This is a genomic window from Psychrobacter cryohalolentis K5, from assembly GCF_000013905.1.
Lineage (GTDB): Bacteria > Pseudomonadota > Gammaproteobacteria > Pseudomonadales > Moraxellaceae > Psychrobacter > Psychrobacter cryohalolentis.
In genome coordinates this window covers 2,086,583-2,101,981 of the sequence record NC_007969.1, presented here as the reverse complement: position 1 = coordinate 2,101,981, position 15,399 = coordinate 2,086,583, and the positions used below count along the sequence as shown (strand labels likewise).

Below are 15,399 nucleotides of genomic sequence, written 5' to 3'. Positions count from 1 at the left end.
TCAATGTCATTGCATCGGATGGTAATCGGTTAAATCCACTAGCCACTGCTTTAGCATCAAATAATGTTAATACTAAAGTATTAGCTAGGGTTGTTTATAATAGAATGCAAACCAGTTTATACCATACATACTAGGCTATAAATTAGGCTTGTCTCTTATCATGTTATTAGTCTTTCCATGCATTTTGAACAGGTTCAAAACCTAATACTTTATCAGCAAGTAAGCGTGTCAAACGGCTACTACCACTGCCAAGACCACTTAATCTTACTTCTGCCATAATCGCTTGTGTGGGTTTTTCAGCAATATTCAAGTCATTATAGTAACGACGACCATAAACCGCAAAGCCAAAACAGCAATCTTCATAATCGATCCCAATCAATGAATCGAGCATTTGGTTGCGATTATAGTCGTATTGACCTTGAGCCAGTACACGCCAGTTATTATTGATTGGGAAAACTGCTGACGCTGTCAATGCAGACAGTGGTAACTGGTTGGTATTTTCATCACGTTGACGTTTGATAAAGCCTACATTAAATAAGCTTCTATCAGATGGCTGGTAACGTAACTCAGTAGTAATATAATTTAAATCGTAGCTATTGGTCAGCGCGCCACTCACATCGACCCAGACATTATTATAAGGCTGTGTGCTGGTATCCCAAACTAGCCCTGAAGAGGATGAGGTAAAGACAGGTTTTGTATTATCAAGCGTAACGCGTCCATCATCGAGATAAAATTGTTCACCAATGCTACCATCAAAACGTGTCACGCCCGTTGCATCGATGTAACGATAGTTAATACCTGGGGTAAAAGCATGTAAATCTTGTAAGCGATCATGCCCTAAAAACCAGCTGTCTGAGAATAACTGCTCATAGTTAATAGAGGCAATACGAGTATTAAAGTTTGGAATATCGTTTTGGTCTCTATAAGGCGAGTAAGTATATTTCAGGCGCGGGCTAAGTAAACGATAACCACCTAACGTGTCATCAAATGCGCCAAACGGTGAGCCGGCTTGATAAAAATGTAAACCTGCATCAATACTGGCTTGCGGGACAAACACTGACTGGCTGCCATCATCTTTATCCAGTGAATTGTCAACTAAGCTATCTTCATCATAAGTGGTAAACAGATGTTGTAAGCTTAGCTTTGGCTTGATATAACCCCATGAGTTCTCCATAGGATAAGATGCACTGAGTTTATTATAAAAACGTGTGCCACTTTTTTCATTCTCAGAACCATCATCGATAGATTTTTTAAAATAAGCGGAGTCACTGACGCCAGTGATATCAAAATGCTTTGCCCAAGGTAGACGGTAATCAAGTTTGAGCTGCGGTAGGCGCGAGTAAGGCTTGTCTTTATCTTGCAACATCTGCCCATTGTTATTCAACGCATCAAGTGTTTGGAAGGTTTCTACTTTTAGCTCGCCGTCGACATAGTCATTATAATAATTCAGTTGCGCTCGGCGCGGCAAGTTTAAGGTGTTATCTGATAAACCTAGCGTATCAAAATCATTAAGGTAGTCGGCATCAGATACGTAGCTGTATTTGGCCTCACCGCTTAGGCGTGGGATGCTGGTAGATGACCAATAATGATCATAGAACAAACTGCGGCGGTCTTCGCCATCGTATTCTTTATCATTAGGCAAGTACGAACCATTAAAGATACCCTCGCCATAATTTTCTGTTAAATAACGAAACTCTCCAGATAGCATAGGATTACGAGTGGTATAAATATGCGTGCTTAGCGTGGCATCATAGTTGGGAGCTAGGTTGAAATAATAAGGCACATCAATTTCAAGTCCGTTTTCGCTACTGATACTTGCATTAGGCAATAAGAAGCCACTACCGCGTCGACTGTCTATTGGAAAGTTAAAATAGGGCAGATAAAATACAGGCACATCAGCAATACGGAAGGTGGTATTGTAAGCTTCACCGCGTCCTGTCTCAGTGTCTAAATCTATGCTTTTGGCATCAAATTGCCACTTACGATTGGTCGGAGGGCAGGTGCTATACATGACCTCATCCAATTCATATTGGCTCTCATTCGGTCGGTTTAAGCGCTTGGCATAACCATGTGCTTGTAGCTCAACACTGGCAAAGGCAACATTTGTAGCAGTAGATTGCCCTGTTTCAGTATTATAATTCAAATTGTCAGCGACACCAATGAGACCACCTTGTGTTGCTTTATCAGTAAGGCTAGTTTTACCATTTTGCTGAGTGCGATCTTGTGCACCATTTACAGAGACATTGCCAGTAGCTTGGTCAGTAAACATCACTTTACCTTGCGCCGCTGCCACCCCGTTGCTTAAGTCCAATACGATTTTTTCAGCCTCAATATGCTGAGTCCCTTGGTCAATGATGACATTACCTGATAGTTCGGCATAATCGACATTATCATAGTAGCCATAATCTGACTCTGCAAATAGTGGCGCTTGATTATTGGGCAGACCATTTAAATTGGGTGCTGGTTGCCCACTACTGGCGCTTGCTTCATTAACAGCCCGTTGATAGTTAGGGTTTTTCTTAGGATAAACCCATTGTCCTTCACAGCGCGCCGCACTATCGACGGTATGTGGCAGCAAGCGCAGATTGCTACCTACGGTTGGGATATTAGTCGTTACAGGCGTCAAACTGTTTTGAATATTATTTTGTTCGTCGTTTACGCTAGTGCCTGTATTGTTTGATGTTGCAACATTCGTATCTGGCGTCAGCTCATAAAATTCTGCTAAACGTTTAAGGCTTTCTTGAATACTCTCATCATTGGTATCAATTCGACGATTACCAGCTTTTGCTGCGTTGCTTGTATTTACTGGGGCAACGCGGCTATCTTGGCTCGTCTTGGTACGATCGTTAATCGCAGTGATATTATTGTTATTTACAGCCGCGTCATTACTGAGAGTAGCATCACTACTCAAACTGGCTTTTTTATAGGCTGCTGACTGCTGACTGTCGCTTTGATAGCTGATGTCTTGATTGTTGATTTCATTATTAAAACCAGCATCAGTTGCTACGTCATCGGCATACTGGTTTGAGCTATCAGTCACCAATGGCTCAGGCATCATCGAGTCAGTCTGATTGATAGCGGCACTAACGGTCAGGCTCGATAAGCCCAGCGCGCCAAATAAAATCAAACGGATGCTTTGGTAAAGCGGAGAATATAACAAGGGCACACCTATGATTTGTAGAGCCTATTGGATTGCAATATATCGTCTATCAAGTCTGTTTTAGACAGCTACAGCGCTTTATAAACGAATAATAAATAATATAATCTTAAAAGTTGGGACGTTTTACATATAATGACGACTAATCATAGTCAAAAAAAACCAAATCAGCTACACTATTTATCAAATTATCAAAGTTTATTAGATAGCCATGCTATTTTTAAGACAACAGCGACTGTGCAATAAGCGCTCACTATTTTAGCAAGTATTTGTCCTACTTATCACTCATTTAGTCATTTACGACTTATATTTAACCTGCGATGCTTTTTATGACCGAAAAAACTATTACCGACGAACAAATATTAGAACTTGCGATACCTGCCATTAATACGCCCCAAGAGTCATTAAAGTGCTGGTTAAAGCAAGTGTTCGAGAATCAAACCTTTACCCTTGAGAGCTTACCAGGTGATGCCAGTGCTCGCCGTTATCACCGTATTCAGCTAGTAGCTGGTGGTACAGATGATACGACAAAAACAGCGCGTTATATTGTCATGGATTCGGCTGATGAGCAAGACGCGATGCAGCAGTTTATTAATGTGGCAAAGCTCATGTCGCAAGCCATCAATGTGCCGACGCTGATCGCGCAAGATGTGACAAAAGGCTTTTTGGTCTTGCAAGATTTTGGCGCGGTAGAGTTCGCTCATTTATTGGTTGGTGCTACGCCTGCGCAAGTAAATGACTACTATCAATCAGCGATGCAGGCACTAGTTGCGTTGCAACAGATACCGGTAGAGACAGCAAAGTCTCAACATCAATTGCCTGATTATGATGCCGCAATGCTAACCCGTGAAATGGACTTATTTAGCGAGTGGTTTATCCCGCATATTGGCGTGACACTTGATACGTCATTATGGGAAAACCTAAAATCAGCCTTGATAGAAGAGATTGTATTACAACCGCAAGTCATCGTCCATCGTGATTATCATAGCCGCAATTTGATGCAGGATCAGGCGGATAACACGCGATTAGGGGTGATTGACTTTCAAGATGCGGTGATTGGCGCGCATAGCTATGATTTGGTATCATTGCTGCGTGATGCCTATGTCGAATGGTCGGAAGCACAAGTAACGCAGTGGATTCATGATTTTTGGCAATTGCAAAAACGAGCAGGGCTATTAACAGCAGACAGTGCTGAGCAACTTGAGAAGCAGGTCAATATCATGGGCGTACAGCGGCACCTAAAAGTGCTTGGTATTTTTATCCGGCTTTATGAGCGCGATGGTAAAAGTCGTTATTTAGCGGATATTCCTAAAGTCATGCGTGATTTTCTCTTTGAATTAGAATGGCTAAGTACAAAAGGCAGTGCGCGTCTGCAACAAGTCGTTTTGCCATTTAATCAATGGATAATGGATACAGTATTGCCTGCTTATCAAACCAAATTTGTGCAGCAATATATTTAACGCTCATATATTTAATGCCAATGTATTCAAAGCTAGTGATCATCAGTCGCCTCGTATAAATTTCGCCAAGAATAAGGATTATCTATGTCGGTAATAACGCAAGCCATGATTTTGGCAGCCGGTAAGGGTACGCGCCTGCGTCCATTAACCTTAGAGACCCCAAAGCCGTTAGTGGAAGTAGGTGGGCAGCCACTTATTATTTGGCATATTAAAGCGCTACAAGCCGCTGGTATTACTGATATTACAATTAATGCCTCTTGGCTGGCTGATAAGTTGATGAATACGATTGGCGATGGTACGCAGTTTGGCGTACAGTTGCATTGGTCACTTGAAGCTGACGCGCCATTAGAGACAGCAGGTGGTATTTTTAAAGCGCTACAAACTGGAAAGTTAAAAAATGAACCATTTATCTTAGTCAACTCTGACGTATGGACGACGTTTGATTTTAGTCAGTTGGTCACGTATGAGTTAAGCGCAGACCAGCGCGCCCATTTATTGTTGATTGATAATCCTGAGCATAATGAGGGTGGCGACTTTGCTATTAACAATGGTTTGGCAAGCGAGCAGGCCATTGGTGAAGCCGATAAATATACTTTTGCTGGCATCAGTGTTGTGTCGCCACGACTGGTTGATGGCTTGGTATCAGGTCAATCTGCCGCCCTTGGACCATTACTTAGACAAGCAATGATAAAATTCCAAGTAACGGCTGAGATCATGCCTGATAATTGGATAGATGTTGGTACGCCTGAACGCCTAGAGCAGGTAAATACCTTTATAGAAAATAAAGGTGTAAGCGAACATTGCGGTGCTTAATCTATAATATCTAGTAGTAATAGGCCATAAAAAACCGCAGCGCTAATCATTGATTAGGGCTGCGGTTTTTTATGAATAGCTAATGGGATAACTATTTATATTATACGTTATACGCCCATTGCCAATTTAATCAGCTGGGCAATGGTAAAAATCGTCAGAAAACCTGCGATATATAAACCAATAAACCATGCCCACTGAGATTGTTTTTTACTAAGATTTTTCATGATATTCTCCTAAACAGTGTTCTCCTGAAAACTTAGAATATAGAATACTGCTTAATAGCTATTAATACATGTGCTCGTGACCAGTTTTACCTTTAAACGTATAATAGGCAAACGCGGTATAGCTCAAAATAATGGGTAGCATAATGCCAGCACCAATAAGCATAAATGATAATGAAGTATCTGCTGCTGCTGCCTCATAAATGGTCATTTGATACGGCACGATGTAAGGGAAAATCGCAAAACAAACACCGATATAACCCATCAAAAATAGCACGACGGTCAATAAGAACGGACGATATTCACGCTCTGAGGTCAAGTCTTTACGCATAAAGAAAAATAACGCCAAGACGATAATCGGCATCGGTGCAAGGTACAATAACCCTGGGAAACTAAACCAACCTTCAAGCGCATCAATGTCTGAGAAATACATAAAGGCAGTCACGACAATCATTGCGACTACCAATGCTGATAGCATCCAACCAGAAACTTTACGCGCCCAAACTTGTAGCTTATGCTCAGTCTTAATAATCAACCACGTCGAGCCAAGCAGCGCGTAACCGATAATTAGAGCGATACCACAGACCACAGAGAAGGGCGTGAGCCAATCAAAAGGGCCGCCGGTATATAAACGATTACTTGCTTCAAGTCCTTGTACCAACGCGCCAAGCATAATCCCTTGGAAGAAGGTAGCAACCACAGAGCCGATAAAGAAAAAAGTATCCCATACATAGCGATGTGAGGTTGCTTTAAAACGGAACTCAAATGCTACGCCGCGCATAATCAAACCGAACAGCATAAAGGTGACCGGCAGATAAAGCCCTGTCATAATAATGCCATAGGCGACTGGGAAGGCGGCAAATAAACCACCACCGCCCAATACTAACCATGTCTCATTACCATCCCAAAAAGGGGCGATAGAGTTCATCATGCGGCTACGATTTTTGTCGGAACCCGCAAACGGGAATAAAATACCGCAGCCCAAATCAAATCCATCAAGTAACACATAAACGAAGACAGCTAAAGCAATTAAGCCGCCCCAGATGAGGGGTAAATCTAATACGTCACCAAAGTTAAACATTAGCGTAATCCTCCATCTTCGACGTCATCGGCAGGCTGATCCAAATCTTCTACTTTCTCACTGGCATTGCTATCGCCGCTTAACGTGCGACCTTGACCTTCAGTGATAGAGTGCTCATAGAAGTTATCATCAGCAGGGTCTTCATACGGCTGTGGACCCTTTGCAATCAAGCGTAAAATATAAAAGCTGCCTGCGCCAAATACGAAGACATATAGCACGATAAAGCCAATCAGCGTCGTTGCCACTTGTTGTGCCGCAACCGGAGACATGCTTTCTGCCGTTCGAATGACGCCGTAAACTGTCCACGGCTGACGTCCGGTTTCAGTGACGAACCAACCAGCTAGTAGGGCGATAAAACCCATCGGGGTCATCATCATCCATAAGCGGTGGAACCAGATACTGTCAGAATTAAACTGCTGTTTTTTAAAGTATTTATATAGACTAAATAGTCCCACCAATACCATCAGCATACCAATAGAAACCATGATACGAAACGCCCAAAAGACAATGGGAACGAATGGACGATCTTCTGGTGCCCAGTTTTTAAGACCCTTCACTTCTTTATCAAATGAGTGAGTTAAAATTAAACCGGACACATAAGGTATTTTAACTTCATAGTGATTTTTTTCTGCTTTTTGATCTGGAATGCCGAATAATACCAGCGGCGCACCGCGCTCATTTTCCCAAAGCCCTTCCATCGCTGCGACTTTGACAGGTTGATGCTCTAATGTATTAAGCCCATGCATATCGCCAATAAGTACTTGTGCTGGGGCAACAAAAATCGCCATCACCATCGCCATACCGAGCATGACACGACCGTGTTTGCGATGTTCGACATGTTTTTTGGACTGTAGATAATACGCACCGATGCCACCGATAACAAAAGCAGTCGTCAAGAAAGCCGCGGTCATCATATGCGCATAGCGATAGGGAAAAGAGGGGTTAAAAATGATTTCTAACCAGTTGGTGGGATACAGTAGACCATCTGCGCCAACCATAAAGCCTTGTGGCGTCTGCATAAAGCTGTTGGCAGCCAAAATCCAGAACCCTGATATCAGCGTACCGATAGCGACAATCGCCGTTGAGGCAAGGTGCATACGTTTACTGACACGACCCCAGCCAAAAAGCATAATCCCTAAGAATGAGGCTTCTAAAAAAAAGGCGGTCAATACTTCATAAGCAAGCAAGGGACCCAGCACGTTACCCGCTTTATCGGAAAACACTGCCCAGTTGGTGCCGAATTGATAGGACATTACCACGCCTGACACGACACCCATGCCGAATACCACGGCAAATATTTTTACCCAGTGTTTGTAGACTTCGGCATAGATAGGCTCACCAGTTTTTAACCAGCGAAACTCTAAAACCGTCAAGAAGCTGGCAAGTCCGATTGAAAAAGCTGGAAAAACAATGTGCCATGAAATAACAAATGCGAACTGGATACGCGCAAGCATCAGCGCATCAAGCTGGTCAATCATAAATGTAGCGAACATAAGCGGTTACCCTTATATTTTAGCTGAATAGCGCTTGCTTCCATGTTACGCTGAAATCATTGTTCGTAGCTGTCCGTCGATACGGATGTCAGTAGGATAATAAGTGTTACGAACAATAGTCAATGTAAACTGGCTATCGTTGTCATTTAGACAACACCTTATCTATGATAATCTAAGCACTACTATTTAGTTAAAGTAAATAATTTATGTCCTTATAAACTATAAGATATATCTCTTATGGCATTATTAAAATATTTTCTATTTAAGCATTATGCGCCTGAGTTTGCTTACGCGCAAGTTGCTATCCAGCCATATCACGCACCTATTGGTCATAAATGATTAACAATGTAATATAGTGCTTTTCAAGCTATGGCTATTGTTTAAGTAAGGTTATCAATAGATACAGAAAAGTAATATAAAACAATATCTTTTAATAATATTTTTTTGCTATCTGTTGTAAAAAATCTACTGTGAAAATAACCAACCTGTTATTTACTTTAAGCTATTGCTGTAATTGTTTATGCAATATACGTCGCAAGGTCAGAATGGTTTGTGGATTTTCTTGGATACTATGGCCGCCATTGATAACCGTCTCAGACGCTGCACCATCAAGATGCGCACTGGTATAGGGGACGATACCATCTGACAAACGCTCAGTTAATGCTTGGCTAATTTCTTCATTGACGATAACAGCAGCGACCAGTGCTTCAGGTGGCAAGGTATCTGTCTTAGCAGGCGCATCTTTTGCAGTCCCTACATCAACTACGGCAGCTGAAACGTTTAAATTATCTGAGTTTTCTACATTGCTGGTGCTACTGGTATCGACAGTCTCAATCACGCTATCATCATCTTCTATGACTGCTTGCGACAAATCAAGTTTGACGCCTTCCGGTTGCATTGCTGCCAGACCTCTTGTGATATCAGCATCGTTATTGGCAATAATCGAATGATAAGTAACACGTTTGTTGATGCTAATGTCTTTGGTTAATTGAATAAAGGAGGATTTGTCGCTCAATTGACTGGCACCATTTTGCAGGTATAACGCCCCTAGAGGGTTATTCGCCAAGTCGCCTTTGATAGCAATGGTTGCCAAATTGTCCGTAACGGTTTTTACTAAGCCTACCGGCAGATAAATAATGCGGCGTAACGCACGGGTAAACCAGCGATCGGCATAGTCAGTACCTTGGAATGGGGAAGATAAAAATACTGCCGTATCAACTTGCGGTAGCGCATTTAATTCAAAACGGTTGCGCAGCTCCTTATTGGTCAGGGCTTGCTTGAGCATGGCATCAACCTGACGCTGGCTGCTGTTGGCTAATAAACTATTATCGTCCAATGCATCTAAATTATTCGCCAAATTATCATCAGATAACATCATGCGAGCAATGATACCGCCCATGCTATGGCTAATAATCACGCTGTTCTTACTGGCAAGATTTTCCCCTGCAGGGTCTGTTTGCTGATAAGTGGCAGTGATTAATTTTTGGATTTGATAGCGATTTTCTAAAATAGGCAGATTGGTCGGATAAAAAATCTGCCATACCTGATAGTTATTACGTAATTTATCATCATTAAAAATATCGTTGGTCAAATTGACCCACGTTGCCGGACTTGATGCCAGACCATGCAGCATGATAATCACGCGTTTATTAGGGTCATAGGGCTCAAGCATAAAAAGTTTGGGTAAACTGGCTTCTTTTTGACGGGTAATAAGGTTTAGATAGCCGACACCATCGAGCTGATTTTCTGCTAACCAGAGTCCATAACCGGCAGAGAAGTTGGCGGCCAGTGGATAGTCATCGCCTAAGATAGAGGCGCTCTCGCTGCGGTAAGGGTTATATAAATGGATATCTAGCTGCTCACTACTTAGGGTGTCGAGTACGCTAGTGCCCGTAGGTTTAATCAGTCCTGTCATCAATAGATGCCCAGTAGGATAAATGCGTGAGCTGGCATCTTCTTCTTGAGTAATTTTTGCGGCGTTGCTTGCGCTATTGTTGCCAAGTCTGCCATTAGCAGCTTCTTGACCGATTTGACCTGAGAGCGAAGAGAGTAATAATTGACGAATAGTGGTGGTATAGCGATCGTCCAATGACGCCACCAAACTGATACCTAAACCCGGTCGCTTGCTAATGGAGTTTAGCCCCGACAAGCGCAGCTCATAAGTAGACACTAAGTCTGCTAGCGCAGAATTTTTCTCATTGGCATTTTTAAGATAGTTGTTTTCATTTGGCAAATAGACGTTTAAATGATAGTTGTCTACTTGCACCTTCATTACTTTGACTTGATCGGTTGGCCGTCCTTTGACGGGTGAAGTATTGGCAATGGCTGCATTGACGTCAAGCTCACTACTATCACGCCTGCTGGTATTAGCGGTCGTGGCAAGATGCTCTACTTTTACATTGCGCATCAATTGGTTCATGTCGCCTGTTGATTGATAAAGCTGAGTAATAACATCGTTGCTCGCGGCATTATAGATATCTTGAGTTTGGATATCGATATCGCTTGGGATACGATTTTTTGCCCGCCCACCACTTACTTTTTCATCGGCTCCTTCAAAATCATGCTCTAGACTGTCATAGAATAAGTAGGTATAGCTGGATTTGATGGCATCAAAGAGACGCTCTTGATAGTCGATTAAACATATCTCGGTTTTGCTCTGCTGCGCTTTAGCTTCAGCATCATCTAAAGGTGCATTGGCATAATAGGGATCAAGTGGCGGACGGGCAAGCGCATTGCTACAGCTTTTTGAGGTAGCGAGTTGGCGCGCTTTTGCATAGTGTAACTCTGAAAAGGCAGCCAGTGCTGGGCGATAGTGCCTATTAAGCATGCTATCAGCAAGCTGCGTTAAGCAAAGCTCAAACTGCTGCATACAGGCTTGCTCATTGAGCCCTGCTGACAATAATAATGATGCGGTATCACTACTGAGCTTGTTATCAGTGACAATATTACCTCGCTGCGCCGAAATCGTCTTGGCAGAGGCCTGTCTATTGACAGAGACAGTGCTACAGGCAGGTAATATTGCCATAGCTGATAGCAGTGCCAATACAGCTAAAGGCATCTTATTTTTATGAATAGCTGTCGGCGCATTATTGACAGGGTCAGCGAAAATCATAGGTAATTCCAGTGAATAATGGACAGGCATGTATTATAAAATAGCAATTATATTAGGATGAGTGTAGCGGAAGTTTGGTGCTTCGACTATCGTATTTATCGTCTTATATTCAAATTTTGCTAAATTTACTGGATACGACGCTGGAGAAAATAGCACTACTGAAAAGATAGAATAATAAAGAAGGACAGCGCTTCAAATAAAAGTGAATGTAAGAGAACGATGATATTTTATTTGACGTTCATAATACGCGTTTATATTTGGTACAAAAAAGCGCCTTAGTTCTATATTGTTAATTTCTCAATATAAAAAAAGACGCTAGATTTTTAATTTTTAACTATTTTTATCTAACATTGATGACGTATTTGTCATACATCATCTTTATAAGGTTTTGATTTACATATTTGGTTTTATATTTGATGCTGGTATATCCCAAATATAAAACTTACCGTCTTCGATCAGCTTGATTTGCTGACGGATAACCGTATTGTCTGGGACTTTCTGCTCTAAACGACGCAAACGCTCTAGCGCTTTTTCACGGCGATCACTCAAAACATCCGATTGTGCCAAGCTTTGCTCTGCTTCGGTATAACCTAAGCTAACCGCTTGATCAAGATACTTTTGACCTTCTTTAAAACCACCGCCTTCTGAGAGCATCATGCCATATATAAAGTTGGCTTCGCCGCTATCTGGTTTGATTTTGATGGCACGGTCAATATATTGCCCACCACGTACCGTATATTCTGACCCTAAGTCTAAGTTACGTCCCATACCATTGAGCTTAGCAGCACGCAGTAAAACATCGTAAGAAGCCTTAGGCGATTTGGCATAAGGTTCAATCCAGTCAGTTAGTACTTTGATTTTTTCACGAGCGTAATGACGCTGGGTGCGGTTAGGGAAGTTTGGTGGATAATGGCGTGCATATGGTGATGTGTCTTTAATAAAATCATCGAGTAGACTGACATCCAATTTGTCTGTACCAAGACCGGTTTGCTGCGCTATCAAGATGGTAGGTACAAAGCTGATGTCTGAAAGTTGCACTTGCGGCGTTGGAATGTTTGACAGCTGACCACCACGTAAATCGATACCCGTTGCAACCATCGGTCCACGCTCATAAACCCGTGTCGTCCCTGTAAGCTCAGTATTCTGATTGGTTTGGATGGCTTGATTTTGGATAGTATTTTGAAGCGCACGAGTGGGCTGTGTATTGTTTATTTGAGTATTAGTAACTTGGGCACTGCTTTGTTGATTCGTATTGATATTTGCTTGAGCACTCACTTGTGCTGCAGTACTTGTTGCCACTTCTGGTTGAACAGTGATTGCTGCCTGAGTAGCACCGACAGCTGCATTAGGTCTAGCAAGACGAATCACTCGTTTGCTTGAGTCAATCGCGCTCGGTACAGAAGTAGTTGCAGTCGCTGAAGCATCAATTTCGGCAGCATTCACAGGCGCAGATAACATCATGGCACAAGCTGCGGCCAATGCGGTTAAAGTCGCAAACTTAGGCGATCTTTGAGAGTGGGTCGGTTGACTGATGGCGTTCATAAAGATAGTTACCTTATTTAATCGTTGTTTTGTCTATTTGGTCGTTATTGATAAATCCATTGCTTAATAGCTGCTTGATATCTGCTAGACATTGACGTTGTACTCATATAGTTATGGCAAAATCGTACAGTTTTTTATACCCTAGCAAATTAATCTCAATACGAACAGTAGTAGGAGTGTTAAAAGTCATTACTGAGGCATTTTTTGCTGCCCTGTGTTTGTCAAAGTAAATCAATCAAAAATGATAAGCCGTGGCTTTCATGCGGTTTGCCATCCAGCGCATGGTATGACGCATGAGTGGCGACAATGCAGCGCCACCATTGGCAAGTGCCAACTCACGATGATGTAATTCCTCGCTATCCATTTGTGCCAATATCTCTTTTGAGCGCTGATCTTGCGGTGGTAATTGTCCAATATGATCTTGCAGATGTTCGCTAACTTGTGCTTCTGTTTCAGCGACAAACCCCAAGCTAAACTCGTTAGAAATGGCACCTGCTACTGCGCCGAGACCAAAAGACATGCCATACCATAAAGGTGTAAACACACTTGGATGACTACCAAGCTCGCTTAGACGCGTCTCACACCAGACCAGATGGTCGACTTCTTCTTCGGCAGATTGCTGCATGGCTCGTTTGACACTATTATCTTTTGCCGTAAATGCTTGCCCATGATACAGCCCTTGCGCACATACTTCTCCGGTATGATTGATACGCATCAGCCCTGCAACGTGCCGCGATTCTGTAATACTCAGCTCAGGAATCTCATCACTACTCACAGGTAGAGGGCGAGTACTCGGATTGGAATGCGGTACGACCGCTCGCAATGCCTTGTCTACCCCAAGCAGTAATTGATCGATTTTAGATAAGGAACGCAAAGCCATGATTCACTCCTGATGGCATTATTTATTATGAATAACGTGTTGCTATGGGTTTTTTAAAGCGTTGCAGCGACTACTACTCAATCTTAGCGCTTACTATAGCAAACAACATCAATGGTCAGCATCATAATAATGAGGCGTTCAGCAATCGATTTATAACGGCAGCTGTCATTAATGCTGTTGATTCAAATTATCAAACCCTTTAATCATGTCTGTTTAGCTGATCATCATGAGTTTGTATGCTGGCATGTTTGATATGTTTATTTAGCTTGGTATATAAAAATACCCCAAAGGCAATATTAAGCAAGCCTGTAACAAGGAATAACTGCGGTAGTGACATACCTAAGCTATTTAATACCACGATAGAAAAAATCGCTGAGCCAACCATAAATATGGCATTAAATATGTTATTGGCACCAACGATGCGTGCACGATGGCTTTTGGGTGCATACGCCTGCATAGACGCATATAACGGGACGATATATAAGCCGCCACTAAAGCCCAAAAAGAATAAATCGACAAACACACGCCAGCTACCAGAAATAGCAAATAATCCGCTCACTCCGATTAAGGTCTCGCTACTCACATCAATCGACAATCCTGATAGCGAAAAATACAAGTCGATAGCAAAGATACTCAAACCAGCGATACCAAAGGGTAATAAACGTAAGCTGACCTGATTCTTGGTAAGCCTTTTGCATAATAATGAGCCGATAGAGACCCCAACTGAAAATAAAGTCAGCAGGAAAATTACCACTGATTCATCGCCATGAAGAATGACTTTGCTGAATTCAGGTGTTTGGGTCAAAAAAGTCGCGCCATAAAACCAAAACCAGCTGTTGCCCAAGATAACGAAGAACAAAAACCGTAAGGAATATAAATAACGTACCGTTGACACACTGGTGGTAAAGATATTCCAATTAATCTTTAAATCAGGCTGCATCGCTGGCATGGTGGGTATAGATCGGGCGGCGAAATAACCTAATATCGCAACGACTAATACAGTTAGACTAATCCAATAGAGCGGCTGTGGCACTTGGGTTAAGACGCCAGCGATAATCATACCAAGTAATATCGCTAATGACGTACCCATTTGAAACAGACCATTGGCACCGACCAATTCATTTTCTTGCATCGCTTGTGGCAAGTAGGCATATTTGATAGGCCCAAAAAAGGTAGATTGTGTGCCCATCAAAAATAACGAGACAAATAAGAGTGCATACCACTCAAATACAAAGCCCACTGCCGCAATCACCATAATGGATAGCTCAAGCAGCTTAGTTAAGCGGGTCAATTTAGACTTTTCAAACTTGTCAGCGATTTGCCCTGCCAGCGCTGAAAATAGAAAATACGGCAAAATAAATAACATGGCTGCCAAGTTATTTAAAATACTAACCTCAACGCCAAGCTGGCTCGCCGCCGTGTAGGTCAGAACTAATATCAGCGCTTGCTTAAAAATATTGTCATTAAGCGCTCCCAAAAATTGGGTAAAAAACATGGCGCTAAAACGGCGACGCTTAAATAACTGAAACTGATTGGCCATGAAAATTCCTACAAATGGGTCAAGACAAATAAAAGTGAAGCAAGACGGAGAAGATAGTCATTAATACTAGGGTAATTATCAACGCTATCAAAAACTTAAC

General features: G+C 42.2%; 10 protein-coding genes. 2 read left to right on the top strand and 8 right to left on the bottom strand.

The features are described from left to right. Window positions 1-166: 166 nt before the first annotated feature. The gene (locus PCRYO_RS08660) at window positions 167-3,160 is read right to left on the bottom strand and encodes an LPS-assembly protein LptD (protein WP_011514023.1); all 2,994 of its coding nucleotides are present in this window, start codon (window positions 3,158-3,160) and stop codon (window positions 167-169) included. Between the two features lie 317 nt (window positions 3,161-3,477). On the opposite strand from PCRYO_RS08660, the gene PCRYO_RS08655 reads away from it, so the two are divergent. Together PCRYO_RS08655 and murU are read left to right on the top strand one after the other, a co-directional pair. Then, on the top strand, window positions 3,478-4,617 hold the full coding sequence (locus tag PCRYO_RS08655) for an aminoglycoside phosphotransferase family protein (protein WP_011514022.1): 1,140 nt from the start codon (window positions 3,478-3,480) through the stop codon (window positions 4,615-4,617). 84 nt (window positions 4,618-4,701) lie between these two features. Beyond that, on the top strand, window positions 4,702-5,430 hold the full coding sequence (gene murU / locus PCRYO_RS08650; RefSeq protein WP_011514021.1) for an N-acetylmuramate alpha-1-phosphate uridylyltransferase MurU: 729 nt from the start codon (window positions 4,702-4,704) through the stop codon (window positions 5,428-5,430). A gap of 107 nt (window positions 5,431-5,537) precedes the next feature. Here the strand turns inward: murU and PCRYO_RS13510 are convergent, their stop codons facing one another. The 7 genes from PCRYO_RS13510 to PCRYO_RS08620 form a co-directional block, all read right to left on the bottom strand. Continuing rightward, on the bottom strand, window positions 5,538-5,654 hold the full coding sequence (locus tag PCRYO_RS13510) for a hypothetical protein (protein WP_020443792.1): 117 nt from the start codon (window positions 5,652-5,654) through the stop codon (window positions 5,538-5,540). A 61-nt stretch (window positions 5,655-5,715) separates the two neighbouring features. Continuing rightward, window positions 5,716-6,732, bottom strand: a complete 1,017-nt coding sequence (gene cydB, locus PCRYO_RS08645) for a cytochrome d ubiquinol oxidase subunit II (RefSeq protein WP_011514020.1) — start codon at window positions 6,730-6,732, stop codon at window positions 5,716-5,718. Next, window positions 6,732-8,225: a cytochrome ubiquinol oxidase subunit I gene (locus PCRYO_RS08640; RefSeq protein ID WP_011514019.1), complete on the bottom strand. Its 1,494-nt coding sequence runs from the start codon at window positions 8,223-8,225 to the stop codon at window positions 6,732-6,734. The genes cydB and PCRYO_RS08640 overlap by 1 nt, the downstream gene beginning before the upstream one ends. A 502-nt stretch (window positions 8,226-8,727) precedes the next feature. Then, window positions 8,728-11,337 (bottom strand): esterase/lipase family protein, encoded by a 2,610-nt coding sequence (locus tag PCRYO_RS08635; protein ID WP_049751813.1) that lies wholly within the window; start codon window positions 11,335-11,337, stop codon window positions 8,728-8,730. Between the two features lie 393 nt (window positions 11,338-11,730). Beyond that, window positions 11,731-12,879 carry a tetratricopeptide repeat protein gene (locus tag PCRYO_RS08630; protein ID WP_011514017.1) on the bottom strand — a complete coding sequence of 383 codons (1,149 nt, stop codon included), beginning with the start codon at window positions 12,877-12,879 and terminating at the stop codon, window positions 11,731-11,733. A gap of 235 nt (window positions 12,880-13,114) precedes the next feature. Further along, on the bottom strand, window positions 13,115-13,753 hold the full coding sequence (coq7, locus tag PCRYO_RS08625; RefSeq protein ID WP_041753559.1) for a 2-polyprenyl-3-methyl-6-methoxy-1,4-benzoquinone monooxygenase: 639 nt from the start codon (window positions 13,751-13,753) through the stop codon (window positions 13,115-13,117). Window positions 13,754-13,958: 205 nt separating this feature from the next. Then, window positions 13,959-15,299, bottom strand: a complete 1,341-nt coding sequence (locus PCRYO_RS08620; RefSeq protein WP_011514015.1) for an MFS transporter — start codon at window positions 15,297-15,299, stop codon at window positions 13,959-13,961. Window positions 15,300-15,399: the final 100 nt, after the last annotated feature.

Excerpts from the sequence above, each read along its gene's own strand:
- PCRYO_RS08655 (WP_011514022.1), top strand. The coding sequence starts at position 3,478 with ATGCTTTTTATGACCGAAAAAACTATTACCGACGAACAAATATTAGAA.
- murU (WP_011514021.1), top strand. The coding sequence starts at position 4,702 with ATGTCGGTAATAACGCAAGCCATGATTTTGGCAGCCGGTAAGGGTACG.
- PCRYO_RS13510 (WP_020443792.1), bottom strand. The coding sequence starts at position 5,654 with ATGAAAAATCTTAGTAAAAAACAATCTCAGTGGGCATGGTTTATTGGT.
- cydB (WP_011514020.1), bottom strand. The coding sequence starts at position 6,732 with ATGTTTAACTTTGGTGACGTATTAGATTTACCCCTCATCTGGGGCGGC.
- PCRYO_RS08640 (WP_011514019.1), bottom strand. The coding sequence starts at position 8,225 with ATGTTCGCTACATTTATGATTGACCAGCTTGATGCGCTGATGCTTGCG.
- PCRYO_RS08635 (WP_049751813.1), bottom strand. The coding sequence starts at position 11,337 with ATGATTTTCGCTGACCCTGTCAATAATGCGCCGACAGCTATTCATAAA.
- PCRYO_RS08630 (WP_011514017.1), bottom strand. The coding sequence starts at position 12,879 with ATGAACGCCATCAGTCAACCGACCCACTCTCAAAGATCGCCTAAGTTT.
- PCRYO_RS08620 (WP_011514015.1), bottom strand. The coding sequence starts at position 15,299 with ATGGCCAATCAGTTTCAGTTATTTAAGCGTCGCCGTTTTAGCGCCATG.